This is a genomic window from Streptomyces sp. NPDC003691 (genome assembly GCF_053981115.1).
This window is the reverse complement of the sequence record NZ_JBSFNQ010000073.1, coordinates 1-16493: the sequence shown is the minus strand read 5'-3', so window position 1 is coordinate 16493 and position 16493 is coordinate 1. Positions and strand designations below refer to the sequence as shown.

Annotated in this window: 9 protein-coding genes; 3 read left to right on the top strand and 6 right to left on the bottom strand. The window is 72.3% G+C overall.

Annotation, left to right across the window (positions count from 1 at the left end):
• Entirely contained in the window at nucleotides 1-6642 is a 6642-nt protein-coding gene (locus ACWDR0_RS26925; protein WP_456354361.1) for an amino acid adenylation domain-containing protein, read from the bottom strand.
• Nucleotides 6643-6752: 110 nt separating this feature from the next.
• Nucleotides 6753-7625: an aspartyl/asparaginyl beta-hydroxylase domain-containing protein gene (locus tag ACWDR0_RS26920; RefSeq protein WP_456354360.1), complete on the bottom strand. Its 873-nt coding sequence runs from the start codon at nucleotides 7623-7625 to the stop codon at nucleotides 6753-6755.
• Between the two features lie 641 nt (nucleotides 7626-8266).
• Here ACWDR0_RS26920 and ACWDR0_RS26915 point away from each other — a divergent pair.
• Nucleotides 8267-8932, top strand: a complete 666-nt coding sequence (locus tag ACWDR0_RS26915; RefSeq protein ID WP_456354359.1) for a GNAT family N-acetyltransferase — start codon at nucleotides 8267-8269, stop codon at nucleotides 8930-8932.
• A gap of 203 nt (nucleotides 8933-9135) precedes the next feature.
• On the opposite strand, the gene ACWDR0_RS26910 is transcribed toward ACWDR0_RS26915, so the two are convergent.
• The 4 genes from ACWDR0_RS26910 to ACWDR0_RS26895 form a co-directional block, all read right to left on the bottom strand.
• The gene (locus ACWDR0_RS26910; RefSeq protein ID WP_456354358.1) at nucleotides 9136-10014 is read right to left on the bottom strand and encodes an ABC transporter ATP-binding protein; all 879 of its coding nucleotides are present in this window, start codon (nucleotides 10012-10014) and stop codon (nucleotides 9136-9138) included.
• On the bottom strand, nucleotides 10011-11171 hold the full coding sequence (locus ACWDR0_RS26905; RefSeq protein WP_456354357.1) for a FecCD family ABC transporter permease: 1161 nt from the start codon (nucleotides 11169-11171) through the stop codon (nucleotides 10011-10013). The genes ACWDR0_RS26910 and ACWDR0_RS26905 overlap by 4 nt, the downstream gene beginning before the upstream one ends.
• Nucleotides 11168-12235 carry a FecCD family ABC transporter permease gene (locus ACWDR0_RS26900; RefSeq protein WP_456354356.1) on the bottom strand — a complete coding sequence of 356 codons (1068 nt, stop codon included), beginning with the start codon at nucleotides 12233-12235 and terminating at the stop codon, nucleotides 11168-11170. Before ACWDR0_RS26900 ends, ACWDR0_RS26905 begins: the two co-directional genes overlap by 4 nt.
• A 150-nt stretch (nucleotides 12236-12385) precedes the next feature.
• The gene (locus ACWDR0_RS26895; RefSeq protein ID WP_456354355.1) at nucleotides 12386-13003 is read right to left on the bottom strand and encodes a hypothetical protein; all 618 of its coding nucleotides are present in this window, start codon (nucleotides 13001-13003) and stop codon (nucleotides 12386-12388) included.
• Nucleotides 13004-13482: 479 nt separating this feature from the next.
• On the opposite strand from ACWDR0_RS26895, the gene ACWDR0_RS26890 reads away from it, so the two are divergent.
• Nucleotides 13483-15105 carry a hypothetical protein gene (locus ACWDR0_RS26890; RefSeq protein WP_456354354.1) on the top strand — a complete coding sequence of 541 codons (1623 nt, stop codon included), beginning with the start codon at nucleotides 13483-13485 and terminating at the stop codon, nucleotides 15103-15105.
• Nucleotides 15106-15497: 392 nt separating this feature from the next.
• On the top strand, nucleotides 15498-16493 hold a 996-nt coding region (locus tag ACWDR0_RS26885; RefSeq protein WP_456354353.1), incomplete at its 3' end, for an SMI1/KNR4 family protein.

The window sequence follows — 16493 nt, the reverse complement described above, 5'->3', positions numbered from 1 at the left end:
TCAGGCCTGCTTCCAGCTGCCGAGCAGCGCCTGAAGGGTTTCCTTGTCGAGGCCGGAGACCTCGGTGTCCGGAGCCCGCGTGTCCGGAGCGGCTTCACGGCCGCGGATGTCGTCGGCCTCGGCGCGCTCGCATGCCTCCGCCAGTTCGGCGACGGTGGGGTTCTCGAAGACCATCTGCGCGGTGACCCGCAGTCCCTTGGTACGCGCCCGGCTGGCGAGCTGGACGGAGATGATGCTGTCCCCGCCGAGAGCGAAGAAGCCGTCCTCTCGCCCGATGTCCGCCGCGCCGAGTACATCCGTGAAGAGCGCGGCAATGGCCTCCTCGGTGGCACCGCGCGGGGGTTGCCGGATGCCGGAGGTACGCAGGTCGGGCAGCGGCAGGGCGGGCCGGTTCAGCTTGCCGGAACCGGTCAGCGGCATGGCATCCAGCACGGTGAGCACCGACGGATGCAGGTAGAGGGGCAGTTCCCGGGCCAGGTGTGCGCGGAGGGAGGCGAGCGCCGCGTCCCGGTCGGCGCCCCGGTCCACCAGGGTGACGTACCCGGCCAGCAGGGTGGAGTCGTTCTCCTGGTGGATACGGGCGGCGGCCAGCGCCACCTCGGGCGCCAGACGCAGCACCGCCTCGACCTCACCGAGTTCCAGCCTGATCCCGCGCAGCTTCACCTGGTGGTCGGTGCGGCCGTCGAAGAGCAGCCGGCCGTCCCGGCTCCAGCGGGCCCGGTCCCCGGTGCGGTACAGCAGGGCGCCGGGGACATCGCTGTAGGGGTCGGGCAGGAAACGGGCGGCGGACAGGCCGGGACGCTTCCAGTAGCCGCGGGCCAGCTGGTGGCCCGCGGCATACACCTCGCCGGGGACCCCGGGCGGGCAGAGGTTGAGATGGCGGTCCAGGACCAGCACCCGGGCGCCGTCCACGGGGGTGCCCAGGTGGAGCCCGTGACGGTGCATCGGCCCCCGCACGACGCCGCCGCTCAGCTCGGTGGCACCGTAGTTGTTGACGATCTCCGCGTCCGGCGCGACCGCCCGCAGCCGTCGCAGCAGGGTCGCGGTCATGGGTTCCCCGCTGCTGATCCACCGGGGCACCGAGCGGACCGCCTCCGGGGAGACGCCGATCAGCGCGTTGATGGCGGTGGGAACCGCGGTGACCTGCCCGATCGGATTGTTCTCGATCAGACCGGTCAGGCTGCCCACATCGCGGGCCTCGGCCTCGTCCGCGACGATCAGACGGGCCCCGGCGATCAGGCCGGCGAGGATCTCGCAGCCGCCGTCGTGGAAGCTCAGCCAGCCCTGGCAGAGCCGGACATCGGGCTCTGCCAGGGGGTAGCGCACGGGCTGCCAGGCCAGCCGGGCGGCGTAGGCCCGCTGGGTGCCGATCACGCCCTTGGGCACGCCGGTGGACCCGGAGGTGTAGAGGAAGTAGGAGATGTTCTCGCCCCTGGCACGGCGGGACACCTCCTCGGGCAGCCGTTCGCCGGACTGGGCGGCGAGTTCGGCCACCTCCTCGGCACCGTCCAGCACGAACAGCGGCGCCGTGGCGGCGCCGGGCAGTCCGGCCATGGCGTCGGAGCGGGTGAGCACGACGACGGGGGCGGCGTCGCCGATCAGGTACTCCAGCCGTTCGGCCGGGAGCCGCAGGTCCAGCGGCAGATATGCGGATCCGGTCTTCACGACCGCCAGCAGCGCGACCACCATGTCGATGGAGCGCGGTACGGCGATGGCGACAAAGCGGTCCGGTCCCGCGCCGCGCGCCAGCAGCAGCCGGGCGAGCCGGTCGCTGCGCCGGTGGAGTTCGGCGTAGCCGATGGTGCGACCCGCGCACTCCACAGCGGTCCGCTCGCCGCCGGGCAGGTCGAGAGCGGCCCTGGACAGCTCGATCAGTTCGGGCAGCGTTTCGGTGAGTCCGGGCGCCTCCGGCCCGCGGCTCCACTCGTCCAGGATCAGCCGCCGCTCGGCCTCGGTGACCAGTTCCAGGGTGTGCAGCCGGCGTCCGGGCTCGCTGCCCATGGTGCGCAGCACCAGGCCGAGCCGGTCGGCCAGCTGCCGCACGGTGGACTCGTCGTAGAGGTCGCGCCGGTAGATCAGCTCGCCGCTCCAGCCGCCGGACTGCCCGCTGGGCTCGAAGTTGACGGAGAGGTCGTACTTGGCGGTGGCGGTGTGCTGGGGGAGAGAGCGCCAGCGCAGCCCGCCCGCCGTCCGGGTGAGGTCCTCCTCGTCCCGGAGCTGGACCAGTACCTGGAAGAGCGGGTTGACGCTCAGCGAACGCTCGGCCCCCGCGGCTTCGACCATCCGCTCGAAGGGCAGCTCGGCGTGGCCGTAGGCGTCCACGGCGCGGGCCCTGGCGCGGCGGACGATCTCCTCCAGGGTCGGGTCCCCGGTGAGGTCGTTGCGTACCACCAGCAGGTTGACGAAGAGCCCGACCGTCTCGGTGACCGCCTCGTCGGGCCGGTTGGCGACGGGGATGCCGAGCGGTACGTCGTCACCGGCGCCGAGCTTGCACAGCAGGGTGGCGACGGCCGCCTGCAGCACGATGAACGGTGTCGCGCCCGTTGCCTCCGCGAGCCGTTCCACGCCCCGGCGGACATCGGCGTCGAAGGAGAAGGGGACGACGCCGCCGGCCGGGTCGGGCCGGGCGGGGCGGGGACGGTCCGGGGTCACGGCGGTGTCCTGCGGCAGATCGGACAGGTAGCCGCGCCAGAACTCCGCCAGTCGGCCGGCCGTGCCGTCCGCGGCGTCCAGCCGCTCCCGCTGCCACAGGGCGTAGTCGGCGTACTGGACGGGCAGTGGGGGCAGCACCGGGGAGCCGTCCCGGCCGCCGCCGTCCAGCCGGGCCGCGTACGCGCGGGTGAGGTCGTCGACGAGCAGGCGTGCCGACACCTCGTCGCACACGATGTGGTGGAGCAGCAGGGAGAGCACATGGTGCTGCTCGGATACGCGGAACAGCGCGGCGCGCAGCGGCCGTTCGCCGGTGAGATCGAAGGGGTGCGCGGCGGCCCCGGCGAGGGCGGACTCCAGGTCTTCGGGGCTGGTTTCGGTCACCGGCAGTTCGATCCGGTGGTCGCTCAGAACCTCCTGGCGGCCGACACCATCGTGGTCGGGGAAGGCGGTGCGCAGGCTCTCGTGCCTCAGCAGCAGATCACCGAGAGCGCCGCGCAGCGCGCCGGTGTCGAGAGGACCGGTGAGGTCCAGGGCGATGGGCACGTTGTAGGTGGTGCTGTCGGTCTCGACCCGGTCAACGAACCAGATGCGCTGCTGGGCGAAGGACAGCGGGACGGTCTCCGGGCGGTTCCGGGCGGTCAGCGGCGGGGCCGAGCCGGGGTCCCGGTCGTCCGCGGCGCCGTCGCGGATCAGCCGGGCGAGCCCCGCCGGGGTGGAGCGGGTGAAGGCGTCCCGGACGGAGACGACAGTGCCGTATCCGCGGCGGATACGCGACAGCAGTTGGGTGAGCAGCAGCGAGTGGCCGCCCAGTTCGAAGAAGGAGGTGTCGGCACCGACCCGGCGTCCGCCGACCGTCGGCGCGCCGGGGCCCGCCGGTTCGCCGGCCGGTTTCCCGGCCGGTTCGCCTGCCGGTGCGAGGATCTCGGCGAAGAGCGCGGCCATCTCGCGCTCCAGGGCATCGTCGAGAGGGCGGAAGGCGGCGGTCTCCTCCGGCGGCGCCTCGGGCAGTGCGCGGCGGTCGGTCTTGCCGGCCGGGGTCAGCGGCAGCTTCTCCAGAACGACGAAGGAACCGGGCACCATATGAGTGGGAAGCACCGCGGTCAGCCGGGCGCGCAGGGCCGGCAGGTCGATGTCCCGGCCTTCCGCCGGAGTGAGGTAGGCCACCAGCCCGGTTCCGGTCTCCGCGTGGTCGCGGGCGACGACGACGGCCTGCTCCACGCCGTCCTGGGCGCGCAGGGCCACTTCGATCTCGCCCGGTTCCACGCGGAAGCCGCGGATCTTGACCTGGTCGTCCGCCCGGCCGGCGAACTCCAGTTCACCGTCGGGGCCGAAGCGCGCCAGGTCCCCGGTGCGGTAGAGCCGGTGGCCGGGGGTGAGCGGGCTGGGCACGAAGCGCTCGGCGGTGAGCGCCGGGCGGCCCAGGTAGCCGCGGGCCAGCGAACTGCCCTCGAGGTAGAGCTCTCCCGTCTCGCCCGGCGGGGTGAGGCCGAGTGCGGAGTCCAGGAGCAGTGCGGTGTTTCCCCACTTGGGCCGTCCGATGGGGACCGTGCGATGCCCCTGCGGACCTTCGACGCGGTAGCCGGTGACGGACTGGGTGGTCTCGGTGGGGCCGTAGTAGTTGCCGAGGGTGAGCCTGCCGCCGTTGCCGAACCGGGCCCGTACCCGGTCGGCCAGCTCGCCGGGCAGCGCCTCGCCGCCGACCGGCAGCCAGCGCAGCGAGGACAGCGGCCTCTCCGGTGCCGCCGCCGCGAGGTAGTTCAGGAAGGACGGCACGGCGTGGACGACGGTGGCCCCCAGGGCGGCCACCTCGGCGAAGAGCAGGTCGAGGTCGGCCTCGGCGCCCGCCCGGGGCACCAGTACTTCGCCGCCGACGCACAGCGGGCCCAGCAGCTCACCGATCGAGACGTCGAAGGCGGGCGAGGCCAGCTGGAGCCAGCGGACCTTCTCGCCTTCGTCGTGGGTGTCCCGGAAATGGCCGGTCAGCCACTCCAGATGGTCGCCGAGGGCGGCGTGGGTGGTGCCCACGCCCTTGGGCGTGCCGGTCGATCCCGAGGTGTAGATGACATACGCCAGGTTCTGCGGACGCAGCGGGCGGACCCGGTCGCGATCGGTCAGTTCGCCCGGTCCCGAGAGCGGTGCCAGCTCGGTCTGCCAGGCGGGGGAGTCGACGACGGTCCGCGGGACGGCGCCCGCGGGTACCCGGTCGTCGGTGGCGGTGCTGGTGAACAGGTGGCGGGGAGCCGCCTCGGCGAGCAGGCGCGCCAGGCGGTCGGCCGGATGTGCCACGTCCAGGGGCAGCAGTGCCGCACCGGACTTCAGGACCCCGAGTGCGACGACGGCACTGTCCACGGTGCGTCCCAGTGCGCAGGCGACCAGGTCCTCGGGGCCGATGCCCCGGGCGGCGATCCAGCGGCCGACGGCGGCCGCGCGGTCGTTCAGCTCACGGTAGGTCAGCGTGGACCCGGCCGTGCGCAGCGCGACCGCGGCCGGCCGGGTGGCGGCCTGTGCTTCGATCCGGTCCGTCGCGGAGCGCCAGGGCCCGATGAACGCCGGGGAGGTTCCCCGGCCCAGCAGCAGTTCGCGCTCCTCCCGGGTGACCAGCGGGAGTTCGGTGAGGGAGGTTTCGGGGTCCGGCAGGGCCGCTCGCAGCACCCGCAGGGTGGTCTGTGCGAGGGAGTCGATCCGGCCGTCGGGGAAAGCGTCTTCGAGGTACTCGAAGCGCAGCACCCAGCGGCCGTCCGGGGCGCGGCGGGCCATCACGGACAGGGGGACCTGCCCGATTCCGCCGCGCGCCGCACGGGCCTCGACCGCCACGCCGGGCAGTGCCAGATGGACTTCGGCGTCCTCGATGCCGAAGCTGACTTCGATCGGCCGGGGCCGTCCGGCGGCGCCCAGCAGCCGGACCGCTTCGCTGTAGGGCAGGTCCTGGTGCTGGAGGGCGTCGGCGACGGAGTGTCCGGTGCGCTCCGCGAGGCTGCCCAGGCCGTGGCCGGCGGGGACGGTCAGGGGCAGCAGCACGACGTTGCCGAAGTAGCCGAGGGAGCGGGCGCACAGCTCGCTGTCCCGCTGTGTCACGGGGGTCCCGATCACAGCCCGGTCGTTGCCGGTGTGGCGGCGCAGCCCCGCGGCGAAGGCGGTGAGCAGCACCACGAAGGGGGTGGTGGAGAACTGTCTGGCAAGCTTCTCGACCGTCCCGGACAGAGATACGTCCAGGGCAGCCTCGTGGGAGCGGCAGATGCCGGTGTGGTCCTGGGCCGCGGTGCTGCCGAGCCCGGTGGCCGGATCGGCGCCCGCCAGGGCCTCCGCCCAGTGCCGGCGCAGGGCCGGCAGCGCCGCCGAGCGCTCCCGCTCCATGGTGTGGGCGGCCTGCGCGTAGCGGACCGCCGGGGCGAGGGCGTGTCCCCCGTAGGCGGCGGCGAGGTCGTTGAAGAAGATCGCCCAGCAGGCGTCGTCCCAGGCGATGTGGTGGGCGGTCAGCAACAGGGTGTGGTGCTCGGGGCCCTCGGCATAGAGGGTCAGACGTACCGGATGCGCGGTCTCCAGATCGAAGGGTGTGCGCAGTTCGGCGGCGATCAGCGCGTCCAGGTCGCTGCTCCGGACGTCGGTGACGGTCACCGGCAAGGTGTCGGCCGTCAGATCGCAGACGGCCAGCAGTTCGCCCGTGCCGGTCAGGGTGTAGCGGGTCCGCAGGATCTCGTGGTGGCCGGCGACCGTGCGGGCCGCGGCGGTCAGGGCGGGGATGTCGACGGGCCCGCGCAGGGTGAGGGCGGTGCCCACGTTGAGTGCGGCACCGGTGGCGTCGGCAGCGTGCTGGAGCCACAACCGCTGCTGCGCGGGGCTCGCCGGGGTCTCGGCTCCGGGTGCGAGGGCGATGGCCTCGGGCTCTGTTCCTCCTTCCGACGCGCCGCCGTTCTCGGCCATGCGCTTGCGCAGTGCCGCCAGTCTGCGTCTGCGGTCGCGCTCCGACGCAGCGGTGTCCGTCGTGCCCATCGTGCCTCTCCTCATCGCTCGTTCCCCAGCAGTGGGGCATCCGTCCTGTCGCCGCCGCCCGGCGGGTCCGCCATGGGGTGCGGACCCGCACCCCATGGCGCCCGTATCCCTCAGGACCAGGAGTTCAGCGAGAAGCGTTCGCTCAGAGTGCGCGCGCCGATGGCGTATTCACGGAGCTCCGTGGCGTTGCGCAGCAGCAGGTCGTCCCCGGAGGACTCGGCGATCGAGCGGAGCCAGCCGTAGGTCTCCTCGGCGGGCACGTCGTAGCGGAAGTGCACCTTGGAGAGGAGGAAGAGGAACTCCTTGAAGTTGGAGCGGTCCACTACCTCGCCGAGCTTCAGGATCGCCTCCCGCCGCTCGGCGGGGAGCTGGGGGCGCTCGATGATCCGGGGCTCGCCACCGGGCCGGTAGTAGGACTTGTCGCGGAAGACATCAGCCTCCTCGTACGGCCCGTCGAAGGCGAAGTCGACGCAGAGCATCTGCCTGCTGTCCGCCGAGAAGTTGGCGGCGGCGTGCACCGCCCCGGCGTCCAGGAACCAGATTTCCCCGGGCCGCATGTTGAGCACGGTGTCGTCCTCGGAGTGCAGTGCGGCGGCGTTGGGCTCCAGGAACATCAGCACCCGGAAGTACTGCTCGGCGTCCCGCTCCAGCTCGACGAAGTCCCGGTGGGGGATCACCACCGCGTCCACCAGATTACGGGTCCGGACCATGGTGATCCGGTCGGTGTTGAAGACGTTCTCCACCAGTTCCCGCAGGTAGCCGACCCGCTTGCCGTGCTCGGTGAGCTGGGCGGGCGAGGAGGTGTCCCGGTACAGGTCGTCCCGGGCGTCGCCACTGGCGTTCCAGAGCGGGAGGTTTTTCCAGTACCCGTTGCTGAACTCGTCGTAGCCCTCCTCCCCACGAGGCACGGAGGCGAGGTATTCGAGGTCCGGGGCCAGCCGGCGGTCATCGAGTTCTATCTGTCCGAGGATGTGCGATCGCACGTGGAGGACACCCTTTCTGGCACGGGTTGGTGGTCGCGCTGGGCGGACGGGGAACGTCCGCCCTCCGTGGGCGCTGCGGTAGCGCGTTCGGACGGCGGTGCCTGACATCACGGACTGGGGTCCGGCCGACCCTCCGTGCGGAACGGCACGGGCACCCGTAGGGCCGTGCCGGGGGAAGACGTCGCGCAGGAGCACGCCATCCCCCTGCCAACTCGTATTTCGAACAGGCTGAGTTGACTGATTCCGGACGCTAATCGACCGGCCGTTACTTTGGCAAGCCTTACCTAAGTTGATCATCGCTTGGCTGGGGAACACCCCACCTCGGGCACCACTGCGGAACCATGGGCCGCAGCCCGCCCCATCGCTGTCGCCGAGGTCGTCGCCCCTCCCGGGAGAGGCCGTACGTGATCTTCGCCTCAGGGGAGCGCGCTTGCCTCCGCCTCCCCCCGTACTGCAAAATCCCCGGCAGCCGCCTCACGACGTCCGGCCCCGTCGTGAGCGGCCGGCCCACATGGTCCCGAGCCCCGGCTCGTACCACGGGCCGCAGGGCGGACGGAACGCAGCCGGTGACCGGCAGCCGTAGATGTCCCGCGCAGGAGCCCCGCACCTCGGACGCCCGCCCACTCCATGGAGCCACTCCCGTGAATACCACCGCCCCTGTACTGCCCCGCTACACCACCGACGGGCTGCCCGCCTCCTGGCTTGCCGTCCCACCGCCGCCCACCGGCTTCCACCGCGGCGAACTGCACTACCGCGACGCCCGCACGGACAACGGCGACATCGAGATGATCTGCGAGTGGATGAACCGGCCGCACACCGCCAAGGGCTGGGAGTACGACTGGCCGCTGGAGCGCTGGGACGCCCACATCAGGGCCCAGCTGCGCACCGGCTACTCACGGCCCGTCATCGTGGAACAGCACGGGCGCCCCATCGCCTACATGGAGTTCTACCGGATGGCCCAGGACATCGTCGGCCACCACTACCAGGCCCGGCCGCACGACCTCAGCGTCCACCTGGCCATCGCCGACCCGGCCGACACCGGCCGGGGCCTGGGGTCCCGGATCATCGGCGAGATCACCGAAGAATTCCTGGACCGGGACCGCGCCTGTGACGCCGTGGTGTTCGAACCCGACGCGGCCAATTCCGCCTCCCGCAAGATGATCGAGAACAACGGCGCCTCGCTGCTGGGCGAGGTGCAGGTGCGCCACCGCCGCATCGCGCTGTACGCACGGGTCCGCGACGGACGGCCGCTGCCCCGGATCGGACCGCCCGTCCGGACGGCGTCGGCCGACACCGCGGCCGGCTGAACGGCGCGGAGCACTGAAGGAGTCCGGCGCGAGGCCCACTTCGTCCCACGGCGGGGGAGGGCCCTCGTGCCGGACCGGTGTGCCTTCCGTACGCGCGACCTTGCGCAAGTGTGCCCGCCCGCGCCCCGGAGGCCCGCCCCCGGCGGGGCCGGGGGCGGGCGCCGCCCGTTGATCCCGTCGGCCCCGGTTCGTACGCCGCTCCGTCAGTCGTCCCCTTCCGCGCAGCGGCCGAGCGGGATCACCAGGGGACAGCCGGTCTCCTCGTCGTGCCGGACCCGGGCGCGCAGCCCGAAGACCTCCGCCAGCATCTCCTCGGTGAGCACGTCCCGTGGCGCGCCCTGCGCGACGATGCGTCCCGCTTTCATCGCCACCAGACGATCCGCGTAGCGGGCCGCCAGCGTCAGATCGTGCAGTACCAGCACCACGGTGCGCCCGCTGTCCCGGTGCAGCGTCCGCACCAGGTCCAGAACCTCCACCTGGTGTGCCAGGTCCAGGTGGTTGGTGGGTTCGTCCAGGAGCAGCAGTTCGGTGTCCTGGGCGAGCGCCATGGCGATCCAGGCTCGTTGCCGCTGCCCGCCCGAGAGTTCGTCCAGGTCCCGTTCCGCCAGCTCATAGGTGCCGGTGGCCCGCATCGCCCGGGCCACGGCCGCCTCGTCCTCGCCGGTCCAGCGCCGGTACCAGCTCTGGTGGGGATGCCGGCCCCTGGCGACCAGGTCGGCGACGCTGATTCCTTCGGGTGCCACGGGGGACTGCGGCAACAGGCCCACCAGGTGCGCGACCTGACGGGTCGGCATCCGGTGTATCGGGGTGCCGTCCAGCAGCACCTCGCCGGAGCGTGGTTTCATCAGCCGCCCGAAGGCCCGGAGCAGAGTGGACTTGCCGCAGCCGTTGGGGCCGATGACCGCGGTGAACGAACCGTCCGGGATCTCCAGGTCGAGCCCCTCGATCACCGGGCGCTGCGCATAGCCCAGGGTGAGCCCCCGGGCGCGCAGCCGCACCGGAGCGGGACACGCTCCGGCCGCTCCTTCCTCCCGCGGTGCGGACACCTCCGCCGCTTTGCCCGGCTTGATGGTCCCGGTCATGAGGTACGTGCCTTTCCGCTTCGGACGAGCAGGTAGAGCAGATAGGGCGCGCCGAGCGCGGCCGTCACGACACCGACCGGCAACTGGAGATCGCCGAAGGCGGTACGGCCCAGCACATCGGCCCATACGGTGACGGCTGCCCCCAGCAGGGCCGAGGCGAGCAGCGGCGGCGTACCGGTGCGGGCCAGCCGCAGGGCCAGCTGTGGTGCGGCCAGCGCGACAAAGGCAACCGGCCCGGCCGCCGCGGTCGCGGCGGCGGTGAGCAGTACGGCGATGAGCAGCAGGGCCACCCGGGCTCCGGTCATACGCACGCCGAGGCCCCGCGCGGTGTCCTCGTCGTAGGCGAGGGCTCCGAAGGTGAAGGAGAGCATCAGGGCGACAGGTATCAGCGCGGCCAGTACCAGGGAAGTGGTCCGGACGACGGACCAGTCGGCGCCCTGGTCGAGGCTGCCGTTGAGCCAGACCAGCGCCCGGCCGACCTCCACGATGTCGGCCTTGACCAGCAGCCAGGACAGCACGCTGCCGAGGACCGCGTTCACGCCGACGCCGACCAGCAGCACCCGGTAGCCGGAGATTCCCCGCCGCACGGAGAGCAGGTAGACGGCCAGGGCGGCGGCCAGAGCGCCGGCCGCGGCAGCGCCGGGAACGCCGATGCCGGCCGACAGGCCGCTGACACTTCCGTAGGAACCGCCCAGGACGATCACGGTGACGGCGCCGACCCCGGCTCCGCTGGTGATCCCGAGGATGTCGGGGCTGGCCAGTGGATTGCGCGCGATGCCCTGGACGATCGCTCCCGCCAGCCCCAGCGCGCCGCCCACCAGGGCACCGATCAGGGCGCGCGGCAGGCGCAGTTCGAAGATGATGAAGTCGTGGTCCGGGGTGCCGCCGCCCAGCAGCCGCAGGACCACGTCCCAGGCGGAGAGGGAACTCACCCCCCGGGCGGTGCTCATGGCGACGGCGGCGACGAGCACCGCGGCGGTGAACAGCGGCACCAGGACCTGCCGTGGGCGCCAGCGGACGGAGAGCGGACCGGCGCGCAGCGTCCGGCGGCCGGGCACGGCCGTCCCGGGACCGGGCCGGGGGCCGTTCCGCCCGGCGCCGGCGGTGGTCTCCGCGGGCGCCGAGGAACGCGGTCGGGGTGCAATGGGGAAGGTCATGGCCTCACCGGCTTCCGGCGGCTCACCAGATAGATGAATACAGGGGCGCCGATCAGCGCGAGCATGATGCCGACCTGAAGCTCTCCGGGCCGGGCGACCAGACGGCCGAGGGTGTCGGCGAGGACCACCAGGGAGGCTCCGAGGAGACCCGAGTAGACGAGAATCCAGCGGTAGTCGGGCCCGGTGAAGTAGCGCGCGATGTGCGTGGAGACCAGTCCGGCGAAGCCGATCGGCCCGCAGACGGCGACGGCGGTGCCGGTCAGCACGGTGATGGCCGCTATACCGACCGCCCGGGTGAGCCCCACCCGCAGGCCCAGCGACCGGGCCGTGTCCTCCCCCAGTGACAGGGCGTTCAGCCCGCCGGCGTTGGCGGCGGCCAGCACCAGACCCACCAGGACGAAGGGGAGCATCTGCACGACGAGTTCCACGGGACGGCCGGAGACCGTGCCCACCGTCCAGAACCGGTAGACCCCCAGGGCCTGCCGGTCGACCAGCACCATGGCCGCTGTGAGTGCCGTGAAGAGAGCATGCGCGGCAGCACCCGCCAGCGCCAGGGTGACGGGAGTGGCGCCGCCCCGGGAGAGCCGTCCCACCGCGTAGACCAGCAGGCTGGCCCCGGCGGCACCGAGGAATCCGAACCACACATAGCCGTGGAGGCCGGTGACGCCCAGCAGGAAGACGGCGGCGACCACACACATCCCGGCACCCGCGCTGATGCCCAGAACCACCGGATCGGCGATGGGGTTCCGGGTATGACCCTGCATCAGCGCGCCGGCCACCCCCAGCGCGGCACCGGCCACGAGCCCGAGCCATGTGCGGGGCATGCGCAGATCCCGGACGATGATGTCCGCCTCCAGGCCCGTCGGACTCCACAGGCCGTGCCAGACCTGCCCCGGGGTGAGCGGCTTGGACCCCAGCGCGATGGAGAGCAGTACGGCCAGCGCCGCCGCGCCCAGCAGCACCAGAAGTCCGGCCCAGCGGCGTCGGCCACCGACTCCGGTCAGCCGCTGCCGTGCCGGTCGGACCTCCGGGGGGACCCGGAGCGCGGAGGGGGTTTCGATCACGGGCTCCTCCACCACACACAATGATCAACTTAGGCGAGCCTACCCTTATATTTGCTGGCCCGGAAGGGGTCGCCCGACGTGAAGCCGCCTGGTGTTCGAAGCGCTCCGTCCGCCGAGGAGGCGGGGCGCGCCGGGACCGCGCGGCAGGACTCAGCGACCGCGACGACGGCGGCGGTAGTAGGCCACCGTGACGACGGCGAGCAGCGGACCCCACGCCAGCAGGGGCGCGTAGCACGCGGTCATCAGCCAGTAGTGGCCGCCCTCGGGGGCTCCGGCGGCTCCCATGTTGTCCGCGTCGTTCCAGCTGAAGGCACCGGTGAACGTGATGAAGGTGACGAGCACCGCGCCGAGCGCGGCGGGGATCACCGCGGCCGGTACGGGAATTCTCCGGCCGCCCAGGACCGGTACCCATGGCGGAAGTTCCTCGCCCCATCGCTGGACGAGGCCCAGGGTGAGCAGCCCGAGCGTCTCGGCGAACAGGCTGAGTCCGATCAGATACGGGGTACCCGCGCCGGGGAAGTTCTCCGGGTGAAGGGTCTCGTCGGTGAATCCGGAGTCCCAGCCCAGGGCGATGGCGATACGCCACAGCCCGGACGGCACCAGAGTCAGCGCGGCGGCGTGCGCCGCCAGACGGATCGAAGGGGGAACGGACGGCCCGGGCGCGGGCGGGGCGGCGGTGGGGTGGCCGGCCACGGCGGACCGCGGCCCCGGGCCGGTTTGGAGCGGGTGGCGCCGGCCGGCCGCAGCGCCGACTGTGCGGTTGCGCATGATGCACTCCCAGGTGTGGAAGGGGGGTCGTTGTTCTGTCCGGCCGGACGGACCAAGCTTCGCCGCGGCGCGCCCCCGCAACCCATACGCCGATCGGCAGAAAGATTGCGTGGCCGCCCGCCCTGGTATGCCGTTCGGCAGAGCCCGGGCCCGGCGGATCGCCCGCCGTAATGGACATCGGCTGCGTTGCCGCGCAGCCCCTCGAGATGGGCGCGCAGGCCCGGGTTGTGGGCCTTCGCCGGCCGTTCCCGCCGGCGCGGCTCGACGCCGGCCCGGACGGGCTCGATGTCGTCCAGGTCCGCGGGGCCGCCCATGGTCCGGGTAGCGGCGCGCATCGCGCCGAACAGGGTGCCGTCGGCGTGGCCCGGCCGAGGGACCGGAGCCCGGGCCCGTTCCCGCGAGGCGCTCGCTCCGCTGCCGCCGTCCGTACTGCGGAAATGTGTTTGTCCGCCCGAATACGGTCTGAAAACCTGCGCCTCATGCGACAGTTGAGATTATTGGACACTTCCCCGTCCGGGCCGCGACCGGCCCGCAGATCCGCCCGGCGGCGTCTGACGGTCGGTCTGGCCGCGGCACTCGTCCTCACCGGCTTCGCCGCACCGGTCCGGGCCGATCCGCCGCCCCCGCGGGGTGGTCCGTCCGACAGCCGGATGCAGGACCCCCGGGCCGTCGAGGGCACGGCACGTACCGCGGGTCCCCTGTCCTGGTCCGGGCCGGGCGGAACCGCGAATCCGGCCGATCACGCCCTGACGGCCGGCGTGATGAACGAAGAGACGGCCACCCGGGTCACCCGGCTGGAGACCGTCCTGCCCAAGCGGACCCTGACGAACGCCATCGGCTCGGCGGACCGCACGGGCGCCGCCGGATGCGCCCGCGACCCGTTCGGCCCGACGGCTTCCCAGCCACAGCTCAAGTACTGCCTGAACGACGACGACTCCACCGACCCGGAGTGGATTCCCCAGGGCGTCAGCGGAGTCTCGGACGCCAAGTTCAACGAGTCCTGGGGCAACGCCGGAACCGATATCCAGGTGTTCGCCTCCTACGACGGCCACAATCCCGGCCGCAACAACGACACCGACACCGCCAAGGCCGACTGCACGGAAGCCGAGCTGACGGCCGACGACGCCTGCAACGAGAAGGGGGTGCGGGTCACCTTCGTCAAGACGCGGACGAATCCCGTCACCGGGCTCCCCGAGGTCAGGTACCAGCACGCCCTGCTGGCCTGGACCACGGTGAGCGCCGGCCGGATCTCGTACTACGGGGTGGCCTCCGACGACTCGCCCATCCAGGACGGCATACACGCCGGGGGCATCGTCTGGTACGGCGACTTCCTCTATGTCGCGGACACCCGGAACGGGATCAGGGTCTTCGACGTACAGCGGATCCTGGACCTGGATCCCGACGGAAATCCGGCCACCCGGGATGCCATGGGCGCGGACACCGACGGTGCGCAGACCACCGCGAACGTGCAGGACACGACCAAGGTCGGACGGCACGGCAACGTCTGGTACAGCTACGGCTACCGGTACATCATCCCCCAGGTGGCGGCCTGGAGGTTCAAGGCCCCGCAGTCCAATCCGGACAACAACAACACACATACCTGTGCCTCCACCGGCGCGCCCAAGGCGTCGTACCTCTCCCTCGACCGCGAGCCGGTGCCGGACCGGCTGATCATGGGCGAGTACTGCCGGCCGACGGCCGAGCACCCCTCCACCGGGCGGATCGCCTCGTACCCGGTGGCGGCCCTGGAGGCCCGCAGCGGGGACGTCCCCGCGCAGAACTGGAGCAACTATCTGCCGGTCCCCGGATATGTCCAGGGAGTGGCGGCGCTCGGGGTCCGGAACAAGCTCTACATCAACGTCAGCCGGGGCAAGACGCAGCCCGGCCACCTCCACCGGGCCCAGTGGGATGCCGGAGGCATCCTCTCGACCACCGGCGCGCCCGTGCCGACCGCGGCCGGTACGGAAGCCCTCTACATCGAGCGCGGCAACAACCGGCTCTGGTCCGTCTCGGAGTACGCGCCGCAGGAACCCGGGTGCACAACGCTCTGCCAGCGAGTGCTGTACGCCCATGATCTGACCTGGCTCGACGGGCAACCCTGACACCGGTACCGGTACCGGTACCGGTACCGGTACCGCGCCCCGGCCGGAACGGGACGGCGGAACGTCCGGCCGGGGCGCAAAGGCCGGGGCGCAAAGGCCGGGGCGCAGAGGCCGAGGTGGACAGGCTTCCCTCCCCACCATCCAGGGCCGGTTCAGCGGGCCCTCATCACCGCCGATACGGGTGGTGACGCCAGGGCCGGCTATCCGGTGGTCGAGGCGAACGGCGCCACGCGGGAGCACCCGGCGACAGCGTCCCTATCCGACCCCGGCAGACGGTCGAACCCGGCAGACGGTCGACCCCGCCCGGGCATCCCCGCGCACACCGCGCCGGGGACGCCCGGGCGGGCCCGGCGGCGGGATCCGCTGTCAGTGCCGGGTGCCACCATCACCGCATGACATCGACGGATCGGATCACGACCGGAGCCCCGTTCGACTGGCACGAGTTCCTCACCCGCTGGAGCGAGGAGTGGGCGGACGCGCAGGACCCCGACGAGCAGGACGAGTCCGACCCGGAGCTGCTCGCCGCCCGGTGGCTCGGCGTTCCGGGAGCGTCGGACGCGGACATCGCCGCACTGGAGGAGCGGATCGGTCACCGGCTGCCGCCCTCGCTCGACACGTTCCTGCGGATCAGCGACGGCTGGCAACCCGCGGACCATCCCGTCTACCGGCTGGCCGGGACCCGGGACATCCACCCGCACCGGAACGCCCTCGGCCTCGCCGAGATCTTCGGGGAGCTTCTGCACGAGGACTCCTCGCCGCAGGATCTGCTGGAGTCCGGAATGTGGCACAGGGCGTTCCATCTGGACGCCGAGTCGGACGCGACGATGGTTCTCATCGACCCGCAGGACCGGGACGAGGACGGCGAGTGGGCGGTGTACGAGTGGGCTTCCTGGCGGGCCGCGCCGCCCGACCGCTTCCCCTCCTTCCGCCACTACATGGTGGAGCGTTACCGGTCCTTTCACCGCTCGGCGGCCTACCGGGCCGCTGAGGGCGAAGGACCGCCGTTCGCCAACGACACGACACGGGCGCAGGACGCCGTGGTGGAGCGGGCCCGGCGGGCGGCACTGAGCGGAGAGTACGAGCAGGCACTCGGTCTGCTGCGGGAGGCCGAGAAGTGGGGCAGGCCGAAGGCCGCGCTGCTGCGGGGGCAGCTGGACTGCCTGCTCTCGGCACAGGCGCCGTCGTTCTCGGTCGACGCCCTCGCCGCGGACCCGGTGTACGCCCCCGATCTGCTGCCGGTGGCCGCGGCGGGTTTCGCCACCACCGACCGGCACTACCACTCCCACCCGGACCGGTCGTGGCCGCTGCTCGCCCGCTGTACGACGCCCGAGGAACGGGAGCGGGCGGAGCAGGCGCTGCGGGCGGCGCGCGCGGGCACGTACCGCTTC

Excerpts from the sequence above, each read along its gene's own strand:
- ACWDR0_RS26910 (WP_456354358.1), bottom strand. The coding sequence starts at position 10,014 with ATGACCGGGACCATCAAGCCGGGCAAAGCGGCGGAGGTGTCCGCACCG.
- ACWDR0_RS26925 (WP_456354361.1), bottom strand. The coding sequence starts at position 6,642 with ATGGGCACGACGGACACCGCTGCGTCGGAGCGCGACCGCAGACGCAGA.
- ACWDR0_RS26895 (WP_456354355.1), bottom strand. The coding sequence starts at position 13,003 with ATGCGCAACCGCACAGTCGGCGCTGCGGCCGGCCGGCGCCACCCGCTC.
- ACWDR0_RS26905 (WP_456354357.1), bottom strand. The coding sequence starts at position 11,171 with ATGACCTTCCCCATTGCACCCCGACCGCGTTCCTCGGCGCCCGCGGAG.
- ACWDR0_RS26890 (WP_456354354.1), top strand. The coding sequence starts at position 13,483 with ATGCGACAGTTGAGATTATTGGACACTTCCCCGTCCGGGCCGCGACCG.